The organism is Nonomuraea sp. B10E15 (assembly GCF_039871615.1).
Taxonomy (GTDB): Bacteria; Actinomycetota; Actinomycetes; order Streptosporangiales; family Streptosporangiaceae; genus Nonomuraea.
Genome location: NZ_JBDPMB010000022.1, coordinates 141241 through 158368, shown reverse-complemented (window position 1 = coordinate 158368; position 17128 = coordinate 141241). Strand labels below are relative to the sequence as shown.

Annotated in this window: 11 protein-coding genes; 7 read left to right on the top strand and 4 right to left on the bottom strand. The window is 72.6% G+C overall.

The genetic code is table 11. From position 1 onward, the window contains the following. Positions 1-52 precede the first annotated feature (52 nt). Entirely contained in the window at positions 53-361 is a 309-nt protein-coding gene (locus ABGB14_RS40250) for a hypothetical protein (RefSeq protein ID WP_347649121.1), read from the bottom strand. Between the two features lie 111 nt (positions 362-472). Here ABGB14_RS40250 and ABGB14_RS40245 point away from each other — a divergent pair, with 111 nt between their 5' ends. The 6 genes from ABGB14_RS40245 (at position 473) to ABGB14_RS40220 (ending at position 8741) form a co-directional block, all read left to right on the top strand. Then, complete coding sequence (locus ABGB14_RS40245) at positions 473-877, top strand: YbaB/EbfC family nucleoid-associated protein (RefSeq protein WP_347649120.1); 405 nt, start codon at positions 473-475, stop codon at positions 875-877. Between the two features lie 52 nt (positions 878-929). Then, positions 930-5459, top strand: a complete 4530-nt coding sequence (locus ABGB14_RS40240) for a hypothetical protein (protein WP_347649119.1) — start codon at positions 930-932, stop codon at positions 5457-5459. Further along, positions 5456-5983 (top strand): hypothetical protein, encoded by a 528-nt coding sequence (locus tag ABGB14_RS40235; protein WP_347649118.1) that lies wholly within the window; start codon positions 5456-5458, stop codon positions 5981-5983. The genes ABGB14_RS40240 and ABGB14_RS40235 overlap by 4 nt, the downstream gene beginning before the upstream one ends. 18 nt (positions 5984-6001) lie before the next feature. Further along, positions 6002-6784, top strand: a complete 783-nt coding sequence (locus tag ABGB14_RS40230; RefSeq protein ID WP_347649117.1) for a ThuA domain-containing protein — start codon at positions 6002-6004, stop codon at positions 6782-6784. Further along, complete coding sequence (locus ABGB14_RS40225) at positions 6781-7860, top strand: Gfo/Idh/MocA family oxidoreductase (RefSeq protein ID WP_347649116.1); 1080 nt, start codon at positions 6781-6783, stop codon at positions 7858-7860. Before ABGB14_RS40230 ends, ABGB14_RS40225 begins: the two co-directional genes overlap by 4 nt. Positions 7861-7955: 95 nt before the next feature. Further along, positions 7956-8741, top strand: coding sequence for a GntR family transcriptional regulator (locus ABGB14_RS40220; RefSeq protein WP_347649115.1), 786 nt, complete (start codon positions 7956-7958; stop codon positions 8739-8741). Positions 8742-8816: 75 nt separating this feature from the next. On the opposite strand, the gene ABGB14_RS40215 is transcribed toward ABGB14_RS40220, so the two are convergent. Both ABGB14_RS40215 and ABGB14_RS40210 read right to left on the bottom strand, forming a co-directional pair. Next, positions 8817-9644, bottom strand: a complete 828-nt coding sequence (locus ABGB14_RS40215; protein ID WP_347649114.1) for an alpha/beta hydrolase — start codon at positions 9642-9644, stop codon at positions 8817-8819. Positions 9645-9979: 335 nt separating this feature from the next. Then, positions 9980-11497 carry a DUF4185 domain-containing protein gene (locus ABGB14_RS40210; protein ID WP_347649113.1) on the bottom strand — a complete coding sequence of 506 codons (1518 nt, stop codon included), beginning with the start codon at positions 11495-11497 and terminating at the stop codon, positions 9980-9982. 178 nt (positions 11498-11675) lie between these two features. Between ABGB14_RS40210 and ABGB14_RS40205 the strand changes: the two genes are divergently transcribed. Then, complete coding sequence (locus ABGB14_RS40205) at positions 11676-12062, top strand: DoxX family protein (protein ID WP_347649112.1); 387 nt, start codon at positions 11676-11678, stop codon at positions 12060-12062. A gap of 15 nt (positions 12063-12077) precedes the next feature. Here the strand turns inward: ABGB14_RS40205 and ABGB14_RS40200 are convergent, their stop codons facing one another. Beyond that, complete coding sequence (locus ABGB14_RS40200) at positions 12078-16862, bottom strand: GH92 family glycosyl hydrolase (RefSeq protein ID WP_347649111.1); 4785 nt, start codon at positions 16860-16862, stop codon at positions 12078-12080. Between the last annotated feature and the right edge of the window lie 266 nt (positions 16863-17128).

The following is a 17128-nucleotide window of genomic DNA, read 5'->3' as shown; positions in this document are numbered from 1 at the left end:
TGAGCGGGTCAGGCGTCTCTGCGGCGCACGCGCCCTGACGGGCCTGAGCGGGTCAGGTGCGCAGCGTGCTGGCGTCCTCGCAGCCCTGGTAGTGCTTCGACGCCTCCCGCAAGCTTGTCTCCTGCTCCTTGAGCGCGGTGGCCAGGAGCGCGAGCCCCGCGCCGATGCCGTCCAGCCGCTGCCCCCGCCCCCGCCGGTAGCCGCGGCCGTAGTCGTCGGCGCCCAGGGCGGCGCACGCGGCGCGCCACGACTCCTCGAACCTGGTCTGGACGCCGGACACGTCGCCGGCCAGGTCGTCGGCAGCGCACGCCAGCCGGTGAAGGTGACCCTGGCTGTGGGCGACCACGCCGTTGAACTCCACGGGATCGCAGCCTAGCGAGGGCGCCGCCCGAGGTCGACAGGCAGCGTCTTCTGGAAAAGGATGGTACATACGAGACCTACGGTGCTGATTGGTCGGCGTGAGGGGCGGGCGATGACGACGGACGAGCCGTGGCGGCTGCTGGAGCAGCTCGTCCAGGAGGTGAACCAGGAGACCGAGCAGCTCAAGCAGATGCAGGAAAGGATGCGGCTGCTGTCGGCGACGGTCACCTCGAAGGACGGCATGGTGACCGTGACCGTCGGCCCGCGCGGCGAGGTGCGGACGATCGACCTCGACCCGCGGGTCTACCGCAAGCTGTCGCCGTCCGAGCTGTCCGCCTCGATCGTCGAGCAGATCGGCAGGGCGACCCGGCAGGTCTCCGGCGAGATGAAGGAGCTGATGGAGCCCTTCACCTCCGATCTCCCTCTCGATGACCTGTTCGGCGAGGAGACGGGCTTCGAGTCGTTCCCGCCCCGACCCGGCGCACCGGGGTCACGCGAGCCACGACCGCCCTCGTGACCCGCCCGATCTGCCCGTCGCCTGAAGGCGACGGTCCCCTCAGGAGGCTCTGATGGGGCTCGATCTCAGCCTGGTGCCCGACATCGTCAAGCCGCTGGCGCAGCCGCTCACCGGCGGAGCGGTCCCGGAGGCCGACGTCCCCGGGATCCTCGCCGAGGCCACCACGCTGGAGAACCTGGCCGACCTCCTGGCCGGGCTCAGAGCCGACGACGCCGGCGCGGTCGCACGAATGTTGCGCGGCTGGGAATGGCAGGGCCCCGCCAAGGAGGCGTTCGAGCAGGCGTTCGCCGCGCTCGGCGGGCAGCCGGGCGCCACCGGGCCCGATACCGGGCCGGCGCTGCTCGACCTCCTGGAACAGGCGCTGCGGGACGAGGCGGCGGCCCTGCGCGAACACGGCGTGCGGATGCAGCACACCGAATGGATGATCTACGCCTCGCTGGCGCTGCTCGGCGCGGCGATCGTCAGGCTGCTGGTGTGGATCTACGTCAACGGCCCGGCCGTACTCAAACTCATCCAGCACAACACGCTGCTGACCCGGATGCGCATCCAGACGATCAAGCGGCTCGTTCTCAGCGGCATGCTGACGTTCGCCGGCATCAGCGGCGGCCTCGACCTCGGCGTGCAGGTGGCTCAGCAGATCTGGGGAGACCGCGAGGCCGGTGACTTCGACGTCGCGTCGCTGGCGCTGTCAACCGGCAGCGGCGCCCTGACCGGCGCCCTGTTCGCCGGCGCGAACGCGGGGCTTTCGCGGCTGCTGAGCCGGAACATGGTCTACCTCGCCTCCGAAGCCGAGCTGGCCGTGCGTGACAGGATCGTGGCGTACGGGCAGAGCATGTACGGTCAGGCGCTGCTGGGCGGGCTGGCGGGCACCGGCGGCGCCATCCCGGGACTGGCGCTCAGCGGCCAGCTCGACACCTCCCACCTGGCCTTCTCCCTCATCGCCGGCGTCTCAGGAAGCCTCGACGTCCCGGCCGCGGCGAGGGTGAGCTACACCCCGATGCAGGCGGTCGCCCACCTCGGCGGCCCCCCAGCCACCAGCACCCTGGCCACCAGCACCCCGGCCCCGGGCCACGCGTCCGCCGGCACTCCGCCCACCAGCACTCCGCCCACCAGCACTCCGCCCGCCAGCACCTCGGCCACGGGCAACGCGTCCGCCGGCAGCTCGGTCAGCGGTGAAGCGGGCGTCGGCGCACCGGTCGCCGACTCCTCGACCCCGGCGCACCAGTCCCGGCCCGAACGCCACGGTGACGTCGGCGCCCTGATCAACCGGCAGACCTCTGAACCGGGAGCCGCTCTTGCCCAGCCGCACCAGGGCGAGACGATCGTGGGTGAGGTCACCCGGCGTCACGACACGCCCCTGGCCGGCGCCGAACAGGGCGGAGTTCCCGCGCGGCCGGCCCAGAGCCACCCGGCCGAGCAGAGCCCGGCCGGACCGCCGCGGCCGGAGGTGGCTCGTCCGGGTGAGCTCCCCCGTGACTCGCTGCTCCCGGCCACCATCCCGACGATCAACGCGCCCCCAGAAGGCACAGTCGAACCTCACCACGACGACGATCTGAAAACCGCGGACACCGTCCCGGCCCACCAGCGGCCCGCGGACGTCCCCGCCCCTCCAGCGGACGCTCCGGTCCACCACCGGCCCGTGGATCTTCCGGTCCACCAGCGGCCCGTTGACCTCCCGCCCGGCCAGCGTTCCGTGGACGGCGACCTCGGACACCAGCGGTCCTTGGAGTCCGGCGACGAGCGGCCCGCGACGTCCGGCGAAGCGGGGCCGGGCGGCCGGAGCGGGCCAGGCGGCGACCCGGCCGGCCCTCCCGTCCGGCAGCCACGCGACCTGAGCACGCCGCCGGACGCCGGAACGCGGGCCACGGCGCTGACGTGGACGCCCCATGCGGGGACGGTGCCGGTCCTGGGCCCGGTGGACCCCGCGGGCGCTCGCCACCCGATCGGAGACCTCCCGGCGGTCGCGGACCCCCGGCCGCGGAACTTCGCCGAGGCCGCGGCGATGGTGCACCGCTGGACGCCTGACAGCGGGGATGCCCGGCGGCCTGCGCCCGATGGCTGGTCGCCTGACGGCGGGAGTGCCCGGCGGCCCGCGCCCGACAGCAGGTCGCCTGACGGCGGGGACGCCCGGCGGCCCGTGCCGGACGCGGAGCTCCTGGCCGAGGGCCGTCGTCTCAGACGGGAGCTGGATGTCGTCAACGACAGCGCGACGACGGCGTGGGCGCTGGCACGGATGAGCCGGATCTCCGGCGAGCCGGCGGCCGGGCGGGCCGTGCGCCGGCTGGCGGCCGAGCTCGGCCTGCACCGCGACATCGACGCCCTGGTCGATCTCTACAACGACGCCGAGCGGTTCGCGATGGCCCCGGACGGCGCTGCCGGCCGCGCGGCGCTGGTGGACACCCTCCGGGCCACCATGGCGGCGGACTCCATCCGCTGGACGGGATACCGTCACCGGAACCTGTTCGGCCTGCGGGACGTCACCGCCACGCAGGCGCGCGCGGTCGGGCTCATGGTCGGCATGATGGGGGAGCGGCTCACCCAGAGCGGCGCGAGGGACCTCGTCAGGCCCCTGCTCGACGGGCACGTGGGGCCCGGCGCGGGCCGGGTCGCCGAGGTGCTGCCGGTCGTCCGGGCGGCCCAGGACAACGGCTATTTCCCCGCCGGGACGAGCGGGGCCGCAGCCTTCCGCCAAGGCATGGAGCGGTTCTGGCACGAGGACCCCTACCTGTGGAACGGCGTGCTGCTCGCCGAGAGGCACGCCGTGACCGATCCAGGCGAGGCGACGGCCCGGCTGCTCGCGCACCTGGACGAGCTCGCCGCGCTGCCGGGCCCCGGCAGGGAGCGAGCCGGTCCTCCGCTGGAGCGGCTGGCCGAGGACGTGGGGCTGGGACGCTCCGTCGGGCACCTCGTCCGCCTGGCCGAGGAGGCGCAGGCGCACGGCGCCGACCTCGCGCGGGCGGCCCACGTCAAGGAGCTCGCCGGCCTGCTCGCCGCGCGCCGGGCGCGGGACCCGTACCGATGGGACGGCCTGCGGATCGCGGCGGAGCACGGTTTCCCGCGCCCGCGCGACGACGAGGCGCGGGTTCTGGCGCGGCTGGCCGAGCTCACCCGCTCCGATGCGCCGTCCCGGCTGTGGGTGTTCGACCCCCTGCGCCGGCTGGCCACGGAGGCGGGTCTCGGACAGTCCGTGGAACGGCTGGCGCGCAGGGCGGCCGACGTTCAGCAGGCAGGGTTCGACCTGTTCGCGCCGGTCGACCGCCGGCAGGTGCTGGACGCCATGACCCCGCCCGCCGGCCGTGCCCGGGCGGGCCCGCCGCCGGAGCCGCGGAACGTGCCCCCGGGCTTGCACGATCTCTCCTCCTCCGCCGTTCAGGAGGCGAGGCGGGCCGCGGCCCAGGAACACGCGGAGGCGCAGAAGGCGTACCGGAGTGCCCGTTCCCCCCTGCGCCGCTCGCTGTCCCTGCTCACCGGGCCCGATCCGCTGGCCGTGGCGGAGCAGGAGCGGGTCGCCTCGCTGGCCTCCCGCGCCCAGGCGTGGCGGCGCTGGCCGGAGCGGCCGGAGGTGTCGTTCACGAGGGACGCCGGCGCGTTCCGCCGTGCCTACGATCGGGCGATGGAGCGCGCGGTCGCGGGGGAGGAGGTGATCCCGTACATGCCGGAGAACGCCACCGCCTCCCTCGCGGACCGTGACGGCGGGCGGGGGTTCGGGCTGGAGCTGGAGTTCGACCTGCCGGACCGTACCGACGTCAGGACGCTGGAGGCGATCGCCCGCGCCCTGCGCGAGGCCGGCCTGACCGGCGACGCCCAGGTGCACGGCCGCCACACCATGCAGGGGGAGGGCTACCGTCCGGGCAGGAACGGCGGGCGCGGGTTGTGGAACCTGGAACGGGACGGCACGGTCGCGGGCGAACTGGTCTCGCCCATCCTGTACGACGAGCCCGCGACGTGGGAGAACCTCCGCGTCGCCTGCGAGATCATCCGGTCGCACGGCGGCACGGCGAGCCTCTCGACCGGCGGGCACGTCCACGTGAGCACCCACGACTACGACCACATCGTGGAGAACTACGCCGCCGTGCTGCGCTACGCGGACCATCACGCCGACACCCTGTTCAGGCTCGCGCAGAACCCGGAGCGGGCCGGTCACCGGGGTCTCTCCCACTGCCGGCCCAACGACCTGCCCGCCGCGGGCTACCAGCAGATCGGTCCGGTACGGCACGCCAACACCGGCCAGGAGCTGGCGTTGAACATGGAGGCCATGCGCGGCACCGCGAAGGACCACATCGAGCTGCGGCTGTGGGACGGTTCGCTCGACCCCGCCGTGATCCAGTCACAGGTCAAGCTGTCGCTGGCGCTGGTCGAGGCGGCGTTCCGCACCGCGACGCTGGGCCATCCGCCGAACGGCGACCGGCGCGACCGTCTGGGCGCCCACGCCGCGCTCCTCGCCGAGGATCCCGCGCTGGACGTCACGGAGCGGGGAAGCCGCTCCTTCCGTATCCTGATGGACGAGCTCTTCTGGCGGGCCGCCGACAAGGAGCAGCTCACGGCCCTGTTCGCCGCCACTCGCTGGATGCCGGGCCCATGAAGGAACGGGACAACGTCGTGATCGTCCGTAACGGCTCGGCGGCGGAGCCTCCTCCGGCCGCTCCCGTCAGGCACGACGGACGGCCGTACCACCTGGAGATGATCTACGCAGGCGGGGCCCGCCGCGGCTACGCCGACGACGCCGCAGACCTCGTCGACCTGCTCGCCCCCGGCTACGCCGCGCTCGCCACCGCAGGCGAGCGCGCGACGGCGCGCGTACGCCTCGCCATGGACCTGCAGGTCAGGCTGCAGGCCCGGCTCGCGGCCGGACCCCGGCTCGGCGCCTGCGGCGACGCGGAACGCGCCGTGATCCTCGGCGGGCGGCACGAACCCCCGGCGCTCACCCGGTGGGAGGCGCCGGTCCCCCTGGTGCTGGTCGCGACCTTCTACGAGCCCGCCGGCCCGCTGCCCAGGCCACAGGGGCCCGCGGACCTCCAGATCTGGCTGGACCCGGCCGGCGACTGGGCCCTGCTGACCAGCCTGCACGCCGCCGGCGTGATCACCGTCAGCCGCGCGGTCACATGAACGACGAAGGGAACGCCCATGAACGCTCGATCCGTCACCGTCCTGGTGTGGGGCGAGAACCGGCACGAACAGACCGAACCCAGCGTGGCCGAGATCTATCCCGACGGCATGCACAACGCCGTGCGCCGCGGCATCGAGCACTGGCTGGGGGAGCGGGCGACCGTCACCACGGCCACGCTCGACGACCCCGAGCACGGGCTGACCGAGGAGGTGCTCGTCGGCACCGACGTCCTCACCTGGTGGGGCCACGCCGCGCACGGCGAGGTGTCGGACGAGGTGGTCGACCGGGTGCACCGGCACGTCCTGGCCGGCATGGGGCTGGTGGTGCTGCACTCCGGCCACTACTCGAAGATCTTCACCAGGCTCATGGGCACCACGTGCACGCTGCGCTGGCGCAGCGCGAACGACCGCGAGCTGGTCTGGACGGTGAACCCGTCGCACCCCATCGCCCGCGGCATCCCCCACCCCATCGAGATCCCCGCCCAGGAGATGTACGGCGAGCAGTTCGACATCCCGGCACCCGACGAGCTGATCTTCATCAGCTCGTTCACCGGCGGCGAGGTGTTCCGCAGCGGCTGCACCTTCCGGCGCGGCAACGGGAAGATCTTCTACTTCAGCCCCGGCGACCAGGACTACCCGGTGTACCACCACCCGGACGTGCTGCACGTCATCGCCAACGGGGTCGAGTGGGTGGCCGCCGACCCGCCACGGCGCGACCTGCCGGCCTCGCTCCGGCAGGAGACGGGCGACTTCGGCCGGGGTCACCGCGGCGCGACGCACGACAAGGGGGCCGCGGAGTGAGCGCCGCCGGCCGGGCGCGCCCGCTGCGCGTGGTCCAGGTCGGAGCGGGCGCGATGGGCCTGGTCTGGATGCGCACCCTGACCGCGTCCCGCGACGTCGACCTCGTCGGGGTGGCCGACCTCGACGTCGATCGGGCGCGGGCCGCCGTACGCGCCGCCGGCGCCGACGCCAAGGTCGGCGCCTCGCTCGGCGACCTGCTCGCGGACACCGCGCCGGACGCCGTCGTGAACGTCACCGTCCCGGCGGCCCACAACGAGGTCACCATAGAGGCGCTCTTCGCCGGGCTCCCGGTCCTGTGCGAGAAGCCCGCCGCGCCGACCCTGGCCGAGGCGGTCGTCCAGGTCGCCGCCGCCGAGGCGACCGGCCGGCTGGTGATGATCAGCCAGTCACGCCGCTACTACGCCGCCCTGGAGGAGTACCGCCGCCGCATCGCCGAGCTCGGCACTCCCGGCCTGCTCACCACCGGCTTCTACCGTGGCGAGCGCTTCGGGGGCTTCCGCGACGTCATGGAGCAGCCGCTGCTGGTGGACATGGCGATCCACGCTTTCGACGCGGCCCGCCACCTGCTCGGCGCGGAGCCGATCTCGGTCGTGTGCGAGAGCTGGAACCCGGCCTGGAGCTGGTACCGCGGCGACGCGGCGGCGACCGCGACGTTCCTGTTCGAGGGCGGCACCCGCTACGTCTTCACCGGCTCCTGGGTCGCGGAGGGTCTGGAGACGCCCTGGAACGGCCGGTGGCGGGCCTCCTGCCCCGGGGGCACCGTGACCTGGGACGGCGAGGACCGCGTCGCCTCCAGCACCGTCGGCGCGTCGGAGGTGCCGGCGGGCACGCACGAGGAGATCGCCGGGGCGCTGGCGGAGTTCCTCACGGCACTGCGCACGGGCGCGGAGCCGTCGGGATCGATCGCCCGCAACATCCGCTCCCTGGCCATGGTGGAGGCGGCGGTGCGCTCGGCGGAGTCGGGCGCGCGGGTCCACATCGGGGCGCTGCTCGAACAGGCCCACCGGGACGCGCTGGCCCTACCCGTACGCGAGGGGATCCGCGCCCGGCTGTCCGGGCCTGCCGCGGAAGGTTGAGCGATCGGCCGTACGTGAACAGCGGCCATTGACAGGTGTGCTGGCCGGTCGAAAAGATACGGTCGTCCGTACAACTTCGTGGCAAGAGGCGCCGGATGACCGACATCGACTGGGCGCGGCGGCTGGCTCTGGAGCCGGGCGCCGCCGTGCCGCTCTACTACCAGCTGCGCGAGCGCCTGCGCGCGGTGATCGGCGAGTGCGAGCCGGACACCCCGATCCCGGCGGAGAAGGACCTCATGGTGTTCGCCGGGGTGAGCCGGGCCACCGCGCGGCGGGCGATCGGCGACCTGGTCCAGGAAGGGTTGCTGGTGGCCCGGCAGGGCAGCGGCACCTACACCGCACCGGTCGGGGTCACCTCCGAGCTTCTGGGCTCCAGGCCGGCCGGCTTCACCGAGACGATGGCCAGGCTGGGACGCAGGCCGACCACGCGGGTGCTCGTGGCGCGCGCGCAGCCGTGCGCCGCCGACCTCGCCCCCGCGCTCGGCCTGGAGGCCGGCGGCGAGGTCGTCTTCCTCGAACGCCTCCGGCTGCTCGACGGCGAGCCCTGCATGATCGAGAGCGCCCATCTCCCGGCCGAGCTGGTTCCCGGCATCCTCGACGAGGACCTGACCGGGTCGCTCTACGGCCTCCTTCGGCTGAAGTACGGGCTGACCCCGGCCTCGGGCAAGGAGACGATCGGCGCGGTCAACGCCGACTACCGCCTGGCGGGGCTGCTGCGCGTGCCCATGGCCGCGGCCCTGCTGGCGACCGCCCGGTCGACGGTCACCGAAGGCGGGCTGCCGCTCGAATACACGATCCGCCACGCCAGAGGCGACCTGGCCGTGTTCTCCGTCGAGCTCAACGACGCGAAGAACGCCCTGATGGGCCAGGAGCCGAGCTGAACGGCGTGTCCGGACGGCGCCTGCTCGCCGCCGCGCCCCACCCCTGCCGGGGCGGCCTTCGCGATCCGCCGAGGTTCAGGGAAGGTTTTTCCGGGCGGCGTTGTCCCAGGAGGCGTTGGTGCCGATCTCCGGCGTGGAGCCGGCGAAGGCGCCGCGGGCGTGGGTGTCGCCCTGGAGGGTGTACATCAGCCAGGCGGTCAGATATCCGAGGAAGCCGCCGCCGTCGCCCTGGATCGTGTTGTGCCCGGCGCCCTTGAGCATGGCCTTGGCGGCGGCCCCTGGAACGGCCCGGTAGTAGTTCCGGATGGCCGAGTGCGGGGAGATCAGGCCGTCGCGGGTGCCGCTGAGGAACAGCACGGGGCAGTCCAGCTGGTCCACGTGGAACCTGTCGTCCGCGCCGACCCAGATCGGGGCGGGCAGGGCGATCGGGACGACCGACGAGATCAGGCCGCCCGACCTGGTGGCCGTGTTGACGGAGCCGCCCGCGCCCTGCGAGTGGCCGACGGCGCCGACCTTGCCCACGTCGAGCTTGCCGTGGAACACGCTGGAGGAGTCGCCGTTCCTGGCCACCAGGTATTCGGCGGCCTCGATCATCTCGGTGCCGGTGCCCGTCGTCGTGTCCGTCGTGGCGATCACCACGAACCCCCAGGAGGCGAGCTGGTTCAGCACGCCCGGATAGTGGGTGGGGACGGCGTCCGTGCCGTTGCCCCAGGTGACGATCGGGTGTTTGACGCCTCCTTCGCCCAGGCCGGCCGGATAGTGGATCCGGTATTCGCCGCCGACGTCCGCGGTGGCCACGGTCCAGGGCCCGGCCGCCGCGTAATGGGCTTCGATCGTGTCGGCGGCCCGCGCGGGGGAGACCAGGACCCCCAGCAGCAGCACCACGGCGACCATGAGCTTCATGCATCCTCCACACTTGTACGGATGACCGTATCTTTCGCCTCACCCGCCACCCTGTCAACGAGTTCCGCGAGCAGTGTTACGTCCCCGAGGATTTCGTGGCCCGGCTCAAACGGCTCGGCCTCTGCCGTGCCTCGACGCCGGAGCGGTTCGGTGGCGAGCCGATGCCGCCCGCCGCGTTCCTCAGGAAGATCGAGCGGATCTCGGCCGCCCGGACGTCGTCTTCGCCGGCCCGCGCCCGACCTCGCCGAGCGGGACGGCGCCGGCCGGGCGAGCATCACCGGAGCCCCGAGCCTCGCCGACCGTCCCCGCCTTCCGCTGGTGGCCGGGACGGACGGTCAGGAGGCCACCAGCGCGACCTCGTCGGCCTGCAGCCACATGTCGCCGTTGTCGGTCCAGATGCCGGCGAACACCTCGACCGAGGTGCGCGTCCCGCTGTCGAAGGTGACGGTGAACGGGGTCCACGCGTTCACCGCCCGGAAGTTGACCTCCTTGATCGGCGATCCTCCCGGCACCCGTACGCCGAAGAAGCCGTTGTCGTTGTTCGCGGACGTCCGCAACCATCCGGTGAGGGTGTAGGTGGTGTCCGGCTCGACCTCGACCACCTGGTGCAGGTCGTGCCAGCCGCTGTCGTGGCGGGCGAATCCGTTGCGGTCGCCGGTGAAGCCCCAGGTGGCCCGGTCGATGCCGCAGTTCCCGCGGCAGGCCCAGGGCGCGGATGCCGACCCCGTGCTCTGCCGTTCGAAGCCCGGATCCTCGACGAGGTTGGGGTTGGTGACGGCGGCGTCGCGGGTGAGCGTGATCCTGGTCAGATACACGTTGTACGGCGTCCACTGCGACAGCGCCAGATACAGGTCGGGCCCGGACGACCACGGGTGCATGAAACCGCCGTACAACCCTGGATAGTCGGCGGAGCTCGCGACGACCGCCGGGGCGCTCCACGGGCCCGTGGGGCCGGGCGCGGATCGCAGCACGATGTCGCTGCCCTGCAGGTAGGTCATCAGCCACCTGCCGGTGAAGTCGTTGTAGCGCACAGAGAGCTCGCCGGCGGGGGCGGGGACGACCGGCGCGGCGGCGGTGTCGGGGCCGCTTCGCCAGGCGGTTCCCGTCCAGTACTCGTAGGCGTCCTCGGCCAGTACCTCGGCCTCGGGAACCCGGGCGAGGTGCACGGCTCCGGCGCGGCCGTTCGGCGTGCCGAACAGGTACACGAACCCGTCCCTGCGGGCGAGCGCGGCCATCTGGAAGCGGTTGCCCCCGTCGGGGTTGTCCCATCGGGGTCCGCCCTCGGTCGTCCAGGTCTGCCCGTTGTCGTCGGAGAAGGCGATCCCGGCGTGGTTGGTGTCCCACTCGCCCGGGTCGCCCCAGTGGCGTACCGACATGTGGGCGAGGTACTGGCGGCTTCCCACGGACACGCCGGCGGTGGGGATGACGGTGATCTCGTCGCCGTCGACCTTCTTGCTCGGGATGAGCTCCTTGGCGTGCCCCTGCCGGTCGGTGGCCGCGCTGGAGAACGTCATGCCGTCGGAGAGGTCGCGGTCGGTGCTGCGCAGCAGCACCTGGCTGCGCCAGTCGCCGCCGTTGGCGCCCGGGGGTTCCCAGTCGGCGCCGAACGTGTCGCCGAATGCGGCGAGCACCTCCCCGCTGCCGTTGTCCCACATGACGCCCAGGTCGGTGGCCTTCACCTGCCAGGTGGCGGGGGTGTCGCTGAGGGAGCCGGGCCCGGTCATCTTGCTGACCACGATCGCCGGTGACCGGGCCGTGGTCGCCTGAGCCGGCAGGCAGGCCGTCCCTCCCGTGACCACGAGCAGGAGCAGCGCGCTCCCCGCCGATGCGCGGGCGCGTGAGCCGAGCCTCATCTGCCGTCACCTCCGCAGCTGAAATCGATTTCTCAACTCCATTGTTGGATCTTGGGAGTGCGTCGTCAAGAGGGCGCCCGCCCGTCGGGCGCGGAGGAGGCGTCACACTCCGGGCCCGCCGGCCCTCTTGGGTGCAGAGGAGGTCACCGCCTCCCTCGTCGATCCACCAGGAGCACCCATGTCAACCGCCTACGTCGTCACCGCCGTGGTGACCATCGCCGCCAACACCTTCTCCGGGCTCGCGGCCATGACCCGGCTCAAGCCGATCATGCGCACGCTGGGCCCCGCGCTCGACCGGGCCGGCGTGCCGGAGTCCTGGCTGGTCTGGCCGATCGGCGTGCTGAAGCTGCTCGGCGCCCTCGGGCTGGCGCTCGGGCTGCTCGGCGTGCCGCTCGCCGGGACGGCCGCCGCCGCCGGGCTCGTGCTCTACTTCGTCTGCGCCCTCTTCGCCCATCTCCGCGTCCGCGACTACGTGCCGCAGTTCTACCTGGCGATGGTGTTCCTCGGGCTCGCGACGGCCACCCTGGCCCTGGACCCGGCTCTCGTCCTGTCCCCGGCCGGGTGACCGCCGCTGCACCCGTCAGGCCCGCGTACGCTCCAGCTGCAGGCGTACCCTGGCCAGCCAGGTCCCCCAGCCGTCGTCCGGCCGGCTGTCGCCGATGCGCAGGTAGAACGCCCGGGACTCGCCCCGCAGGTCGGCGAGGTCGAGCGTGCGCTCCTCCCGGTTGGACCGGTCACGCACGTCGTTCTCCTCCCGCAGCACGGTCCGCCAGGCCTGCTGGTCGGTCGAGACCTCCACGAGGAAGTGGTTGGCGAGGTCCAGCGTCAGCGAGCCGCCGGTGACCTGGGCGGGCAGCTCGAACCGGTAGGTCGCGTGGCTGTCGCCGTCGGTGAAGCGGGCACGCCCGTCGTGCACCTCGCCGTCGAGCTTGGACCCGCCCGCGTCCAGGAGCCAGGGCTGCTCCGCCGGGGTGCCGGGCGTGAACTCCACCGTGTCGCCGACCAGCGTGACCGCCACCTGCTCGCCGGTGGACCCCTGGTCGGAGGTGGCGTCGAGCCGGATCAGGTGGCTGCCGGGACCGGCCGTCGCCGGCACCGCCACCTCGAACGCCACGGTCTGGGACGCGCCCGGCGCCACGGGCCCGAAGCGGGCAGACGCGGGCTGGACGGTCCAGCCCTCGGGTCCCGTGGCGGTGAGCCGGCCGCGGGCGGGCTTCGTGGCGTGGTTGGCCACGGTCGCCGAGAGCCGCACGGTCTCGCCTGGGGCGGCGAAGACCCCGGAGCTCTCGATGACCAGCGTCGACGTGGCGGGCGGCTCGGGAGCGAGCAGCTCCACCTCGGCCAGCGAGACCGCCGAGCCGCCGGTGAACCTGATCCGGTAGTGGGCGTACGCGCTCGGGCTGGTGATCTTGAACGGGCGGGTCTGCGACCGCCACGCGAAGCTCTCACCGGTCCGCTTGTCGATCGACTTCCACGCGTTGCCGTCCCTGGAGCCCTCCAGGACCCAGCTGGACGGATCCTGGGCCGGATCGCCAGAGCCGGAGGTGAGCGTGTAGTAGCGCGCCGTGCGCTCGCCGTCGAAGGCGAGGCGCACCCACTCGGGCACCGTCGCCCCGGTGGCCGAGTCGTCGTCGAACAGCGCGCTCACGTCGGCGCCGCCCGGCGCCGACGCCGTGCCGTGCCCGGTGAGGTCGTGCAGCGGCGTCGGGACCCGGTCGTCGCCGGTGATCGACGGCGGCGCGGCGTTCTTGCCCGTGCCCCAGCGCGAAGGCTTCGGCCCCATCTCGAACACCAGCTCGCCGCCCTTGGCGATCAGGTCGTGCGGCAGGTACGTCTTCCCGTACGGCCTGCCGTTGACCTTCAGCCCCTGCACGTAGACGTTGCGTGCGCTGTTGCCCGGCGCCCTGATCACCAGCTTCCTGCCGTTCTCCAGGTGCACGGTCGCCTTCGTGAACAGGGGCGAGCCGATCGCGTAGGAGGGGCTGCCCATCTGCAGCGGGTAGAAGCCGAGGGCGCTGAAGACCTGCCAGGCCGACATCTCCCCGTTGTCCTCGTCACCCGGGTAGCCCTGGCCGATCTCGCTGCCCAGATAGAGCCGCGAGAGCGCCTCGCGCACCTTGGCCTGGGTCTTCCACGGTTGTCCCGCGTAGTCGTACATGTAGGCGATGTGGTGCGAGGGCTGGTTGCTGTGCCCGTACTGGCCCATCCGGATGTCGCGGGCCTCGCGCATCTCGTGGATGATCCCGTTGTACGAGCCGGGGAACAGCGCGGTCTCCTGGTCGTCGAAGAACGCGTCGAGCTTGGCGGCCAGCTTGTCCGCGCCGCCGTACAGGTTGGCCAGGCCGCGGCCGTCCTGCGGCACGTGGAAGGCCATGTTCCAGCCGTTCGTCTCGGTGTAGTCGTGGCCCCACTCGCGCGGGTCGTACGCGTCCGGCTTGAGCCGGAACGACCCGTCGGCGCTCCTGCCCTGGAAGAAGCGGACCGCCGGGTCGAACAGGTGCACGTAGTTGAGCGCCCGGTTCCTGAAGTACTCGTACTCCTCCAGGTAGCGGGCGCGCTTCGCGCCCTTCGACCGTTCGGCCAGCGACCTGGCCATGTTGGCGATGCCGAAGTCGTTGATGTAGCCGTCCATGGCCCACGACATGGCCTCGCCCGTCGACTCCGTGCTCGTGTAGCCGAGGAAGACGGAGGTCGACAGGCCCTTGCGGCCCACGTGGCGGGTGGGCGGGGCGACCGTGGCGTTCTTGAGCGCCGCCTCGTAGGCGGTCTCGGCGTCGAAACCGGTGATCCCCTTCAGATGGGCGTCGGCGAAGGCGACGTCGGAGCTGGTGCCGACCATCAGGTCGGCGTAGCCCGGCGAGGACCAGCGCGCGATCCAGCCGCCGTCCTCGTACTGCCGCACGAACCCGTCCACCATCTCCCCGGCCGCCTCGGGCGTCAGCAGCGCGTACGCGGGCCAGGTGGTGCGGTAGGTGTCCCAGAAGCCGTTGTTGACGTACACCTTGCCGTCCGCCACCTTCGCCCCGGTCTCGGTGGGCGTGCTGGGCGGGGTCTCGGTGGCCGACTGCACGGCGTGCCTGTACACCGGGGCGTCCGCGGTGCCGGTGTTCTCGTAACCGGAGTTGGGATAGAGGAACAGCCGGTAGAGGTTGGAGTACAGCGTGACGAGCTGGTCGTGGCTCGCGCCCTCGACCTCGATGACGCCGAGTTTGGCGTCCCACGCCTTCCGCGCCCGCTCGCTGACCTGCTCCAGCGTGTCGGAGGCGCCGATCTCCAGCTCCAGGTTCTTCCTGGCCTGCTCCACGCTGATCAGCGAGGACGCGATCCGCATGGTCACCGTGCGCGTCTCGCCCGCGTCGAACGCCAGATAGCCCAGCACGTTGTCGCGTCCCTGGCCGGTCAGCCTGCCGCCGCCGGTGACCGGGCGGTCGAAGGTGGCGTAGTAGAACATGCGCGTCGCCCCGGTGGACAGGTCGCTGCGCACGTCGGAATAGCCGGTGACCACGCCGCCGGACACGTCGAGGGTCAGGCCGCCGCTGTCGTTCACGTTGTCGAAGATCAGCTTGGCCGACGCGCCGGGGAACGTGAACCGGGCCAGCGCCGCGTGGTCGGCCGGCGCGATCTCCGTCCTGAGGCCGTTGTCGAACGTGACCGCGTACAGGTGCGGCTGAGCGACCTCCCGCTCGTGGCGGAAGGGCAGCGCGCGGGCGGTCCTCGACGGGTCGGGCGCCCCTTCGGCCGCCGACGGCATGAACTGGAACGTCTGCCGGTCGCCCATCCACGGGCTGGGCTCGTGGCTGGCGGTGAACGCCTGGATCTCGGGCAGGTTCGCCGCGTTGCCGGCCCGGTGGTATTCGTAGAGCCACCGCGTCGAGGCGGCGTCCGTCATCGGCGTCCAGAAGTTGAACCCGTGCGGCACGGCCGTGGCCGGGAAGTTGTTGCCCCGCGAGAACCCGCCCGTGGAGTGGGTGCCGCGGGTGGTCACCGCGTACTCCGAGGGCCGCTGCCCGTCGCGCCCGTCACGGCCCTCGTACGGCTGCCGCTTCCGCTCCTTGACGATCTTGATGTCGTCCACCCAGCCGCGGAACCCGGCCTCGCCCACGGGGCTGTCGTAGGCCACCAGGACGCGGCTGATCCGCTTGCCCCTGGCCACCTTGCCGATCTCGGCGCGCTTGAAGTTCCACTGGTCGGCGTAGAGGGTCCTGGACTCGCCCTGCTCCCGGGGCGCCAGCCGGACCCCGTGCTGGTCGACGGCCTTCAGGTCGCTGAGGTAGGTGCCGTCGCTGAAGGCCAGGTCCACGGAGACGTACGTGCTGGGGTAGCCCAGGTGGGCGGAGGTGAACTCGGGGAAGACCAGGTAGGACAGCTCCATCCCGGACGTGACCGGGATGTCCACCTCGAACACCTTGTTGGTGGAGTAGCCGCCCTTGCCCGACGTCGTGCCGCCCGCGTACCGGAGGGCGCGCAGGCCGCTGAAGCCCGCGCGCGGCCTGGACGTGTGGCCGCGGGTCGGGCCGTCGCCGACGTGGCTGCGCATGTCGCTGGGCGGCCTGGCGCCGGTGTGGCCGTCGGAGAGCTCCCACTCGGCCAGTTGCAGCATGGGGGCGCCGCCGACGCGGGTGACGTTCAGCCGGTAGTGGGCGTAGGCGGTCGTGTTGGCGAAGCGGTATTCCTTGCGCTGGTGGCGCGCCGAGAACGTCTCACCGCTCCGGGTGTCCAGGGTCGTCCAGGTCCTCCCGTCCTGCGAGCCCTGGAGCTGCCAGTCGCGGGGGTCGCGCTCGGGCGCGTCGTCAGCGGAGGTCAGCGCGTAGCGCACGACCGCGACCGGCTCGGACAGTTCGTACCGTGCCCAGCCCGTGCCGCTGTCCACCAGCCACTTGGTGCTCGGGTCGGTGTCGGCGAGGTTCTCCTTCACCTCGCCGGCGTCGAAGAACTCGCCGCTGACGTCGATCCGGGCGATCTTGTCGGAGATGCTGCCCTCGATGCCGCCGGGCAGGGTGCCGGCGACGTTCTCGGCCTTCTTGTCGCCCTTGGCGTCGGTCTCGGTGGTGTTGGTCCAGGTCGGCTGGGGGTCGCCGGGCTCGAAGGAGGAGGCGAAGGCTGCTCCTTCCGCCTGGGCCAGCTTCTGCCCGTCCTGCGCCGCTCGCCGCGCCTGCTCCGCGGACGGAGCCGGCTCGCTCGCCTCGGGGTCGGGCGGCGGGCTGTAGGACGGGCCGGGGGTCGGGGTGCCCGAAGGGCCGGGATTGGGAATCGGGTCTGGACCTTTCTGTGCGGTGGCGCCTGCCGGGCCGTACTGGGTGGTCAGCGCGGCGGCGGCCGGGGCGGACAGTGCGAGGGCGACGCCCGCGCATAAGGCCGCCGTCATGAGGGATCGTCGGCGAGGGTGCTTCATCGGGGGGAACCTTCCGTGCGTCAGCCGGTACGGGGACTCGGTCGAGCAGCGTCACGAAGGCGGCTGCGTGGGTCGTGCCTGGTCGGGACGGGACGGGGACGGGACCGGGATGGACCGGATGGCCAGGGGTGCTCACAACGATCTGCCGGCAGGAGGATGACAACGTTGTCAGCCTCAATCTGTCAAGGAAGTTTTCAAATCGCGGGCCCCCTGTCAAGAGGTCGCCCCGCAGGCCCCGG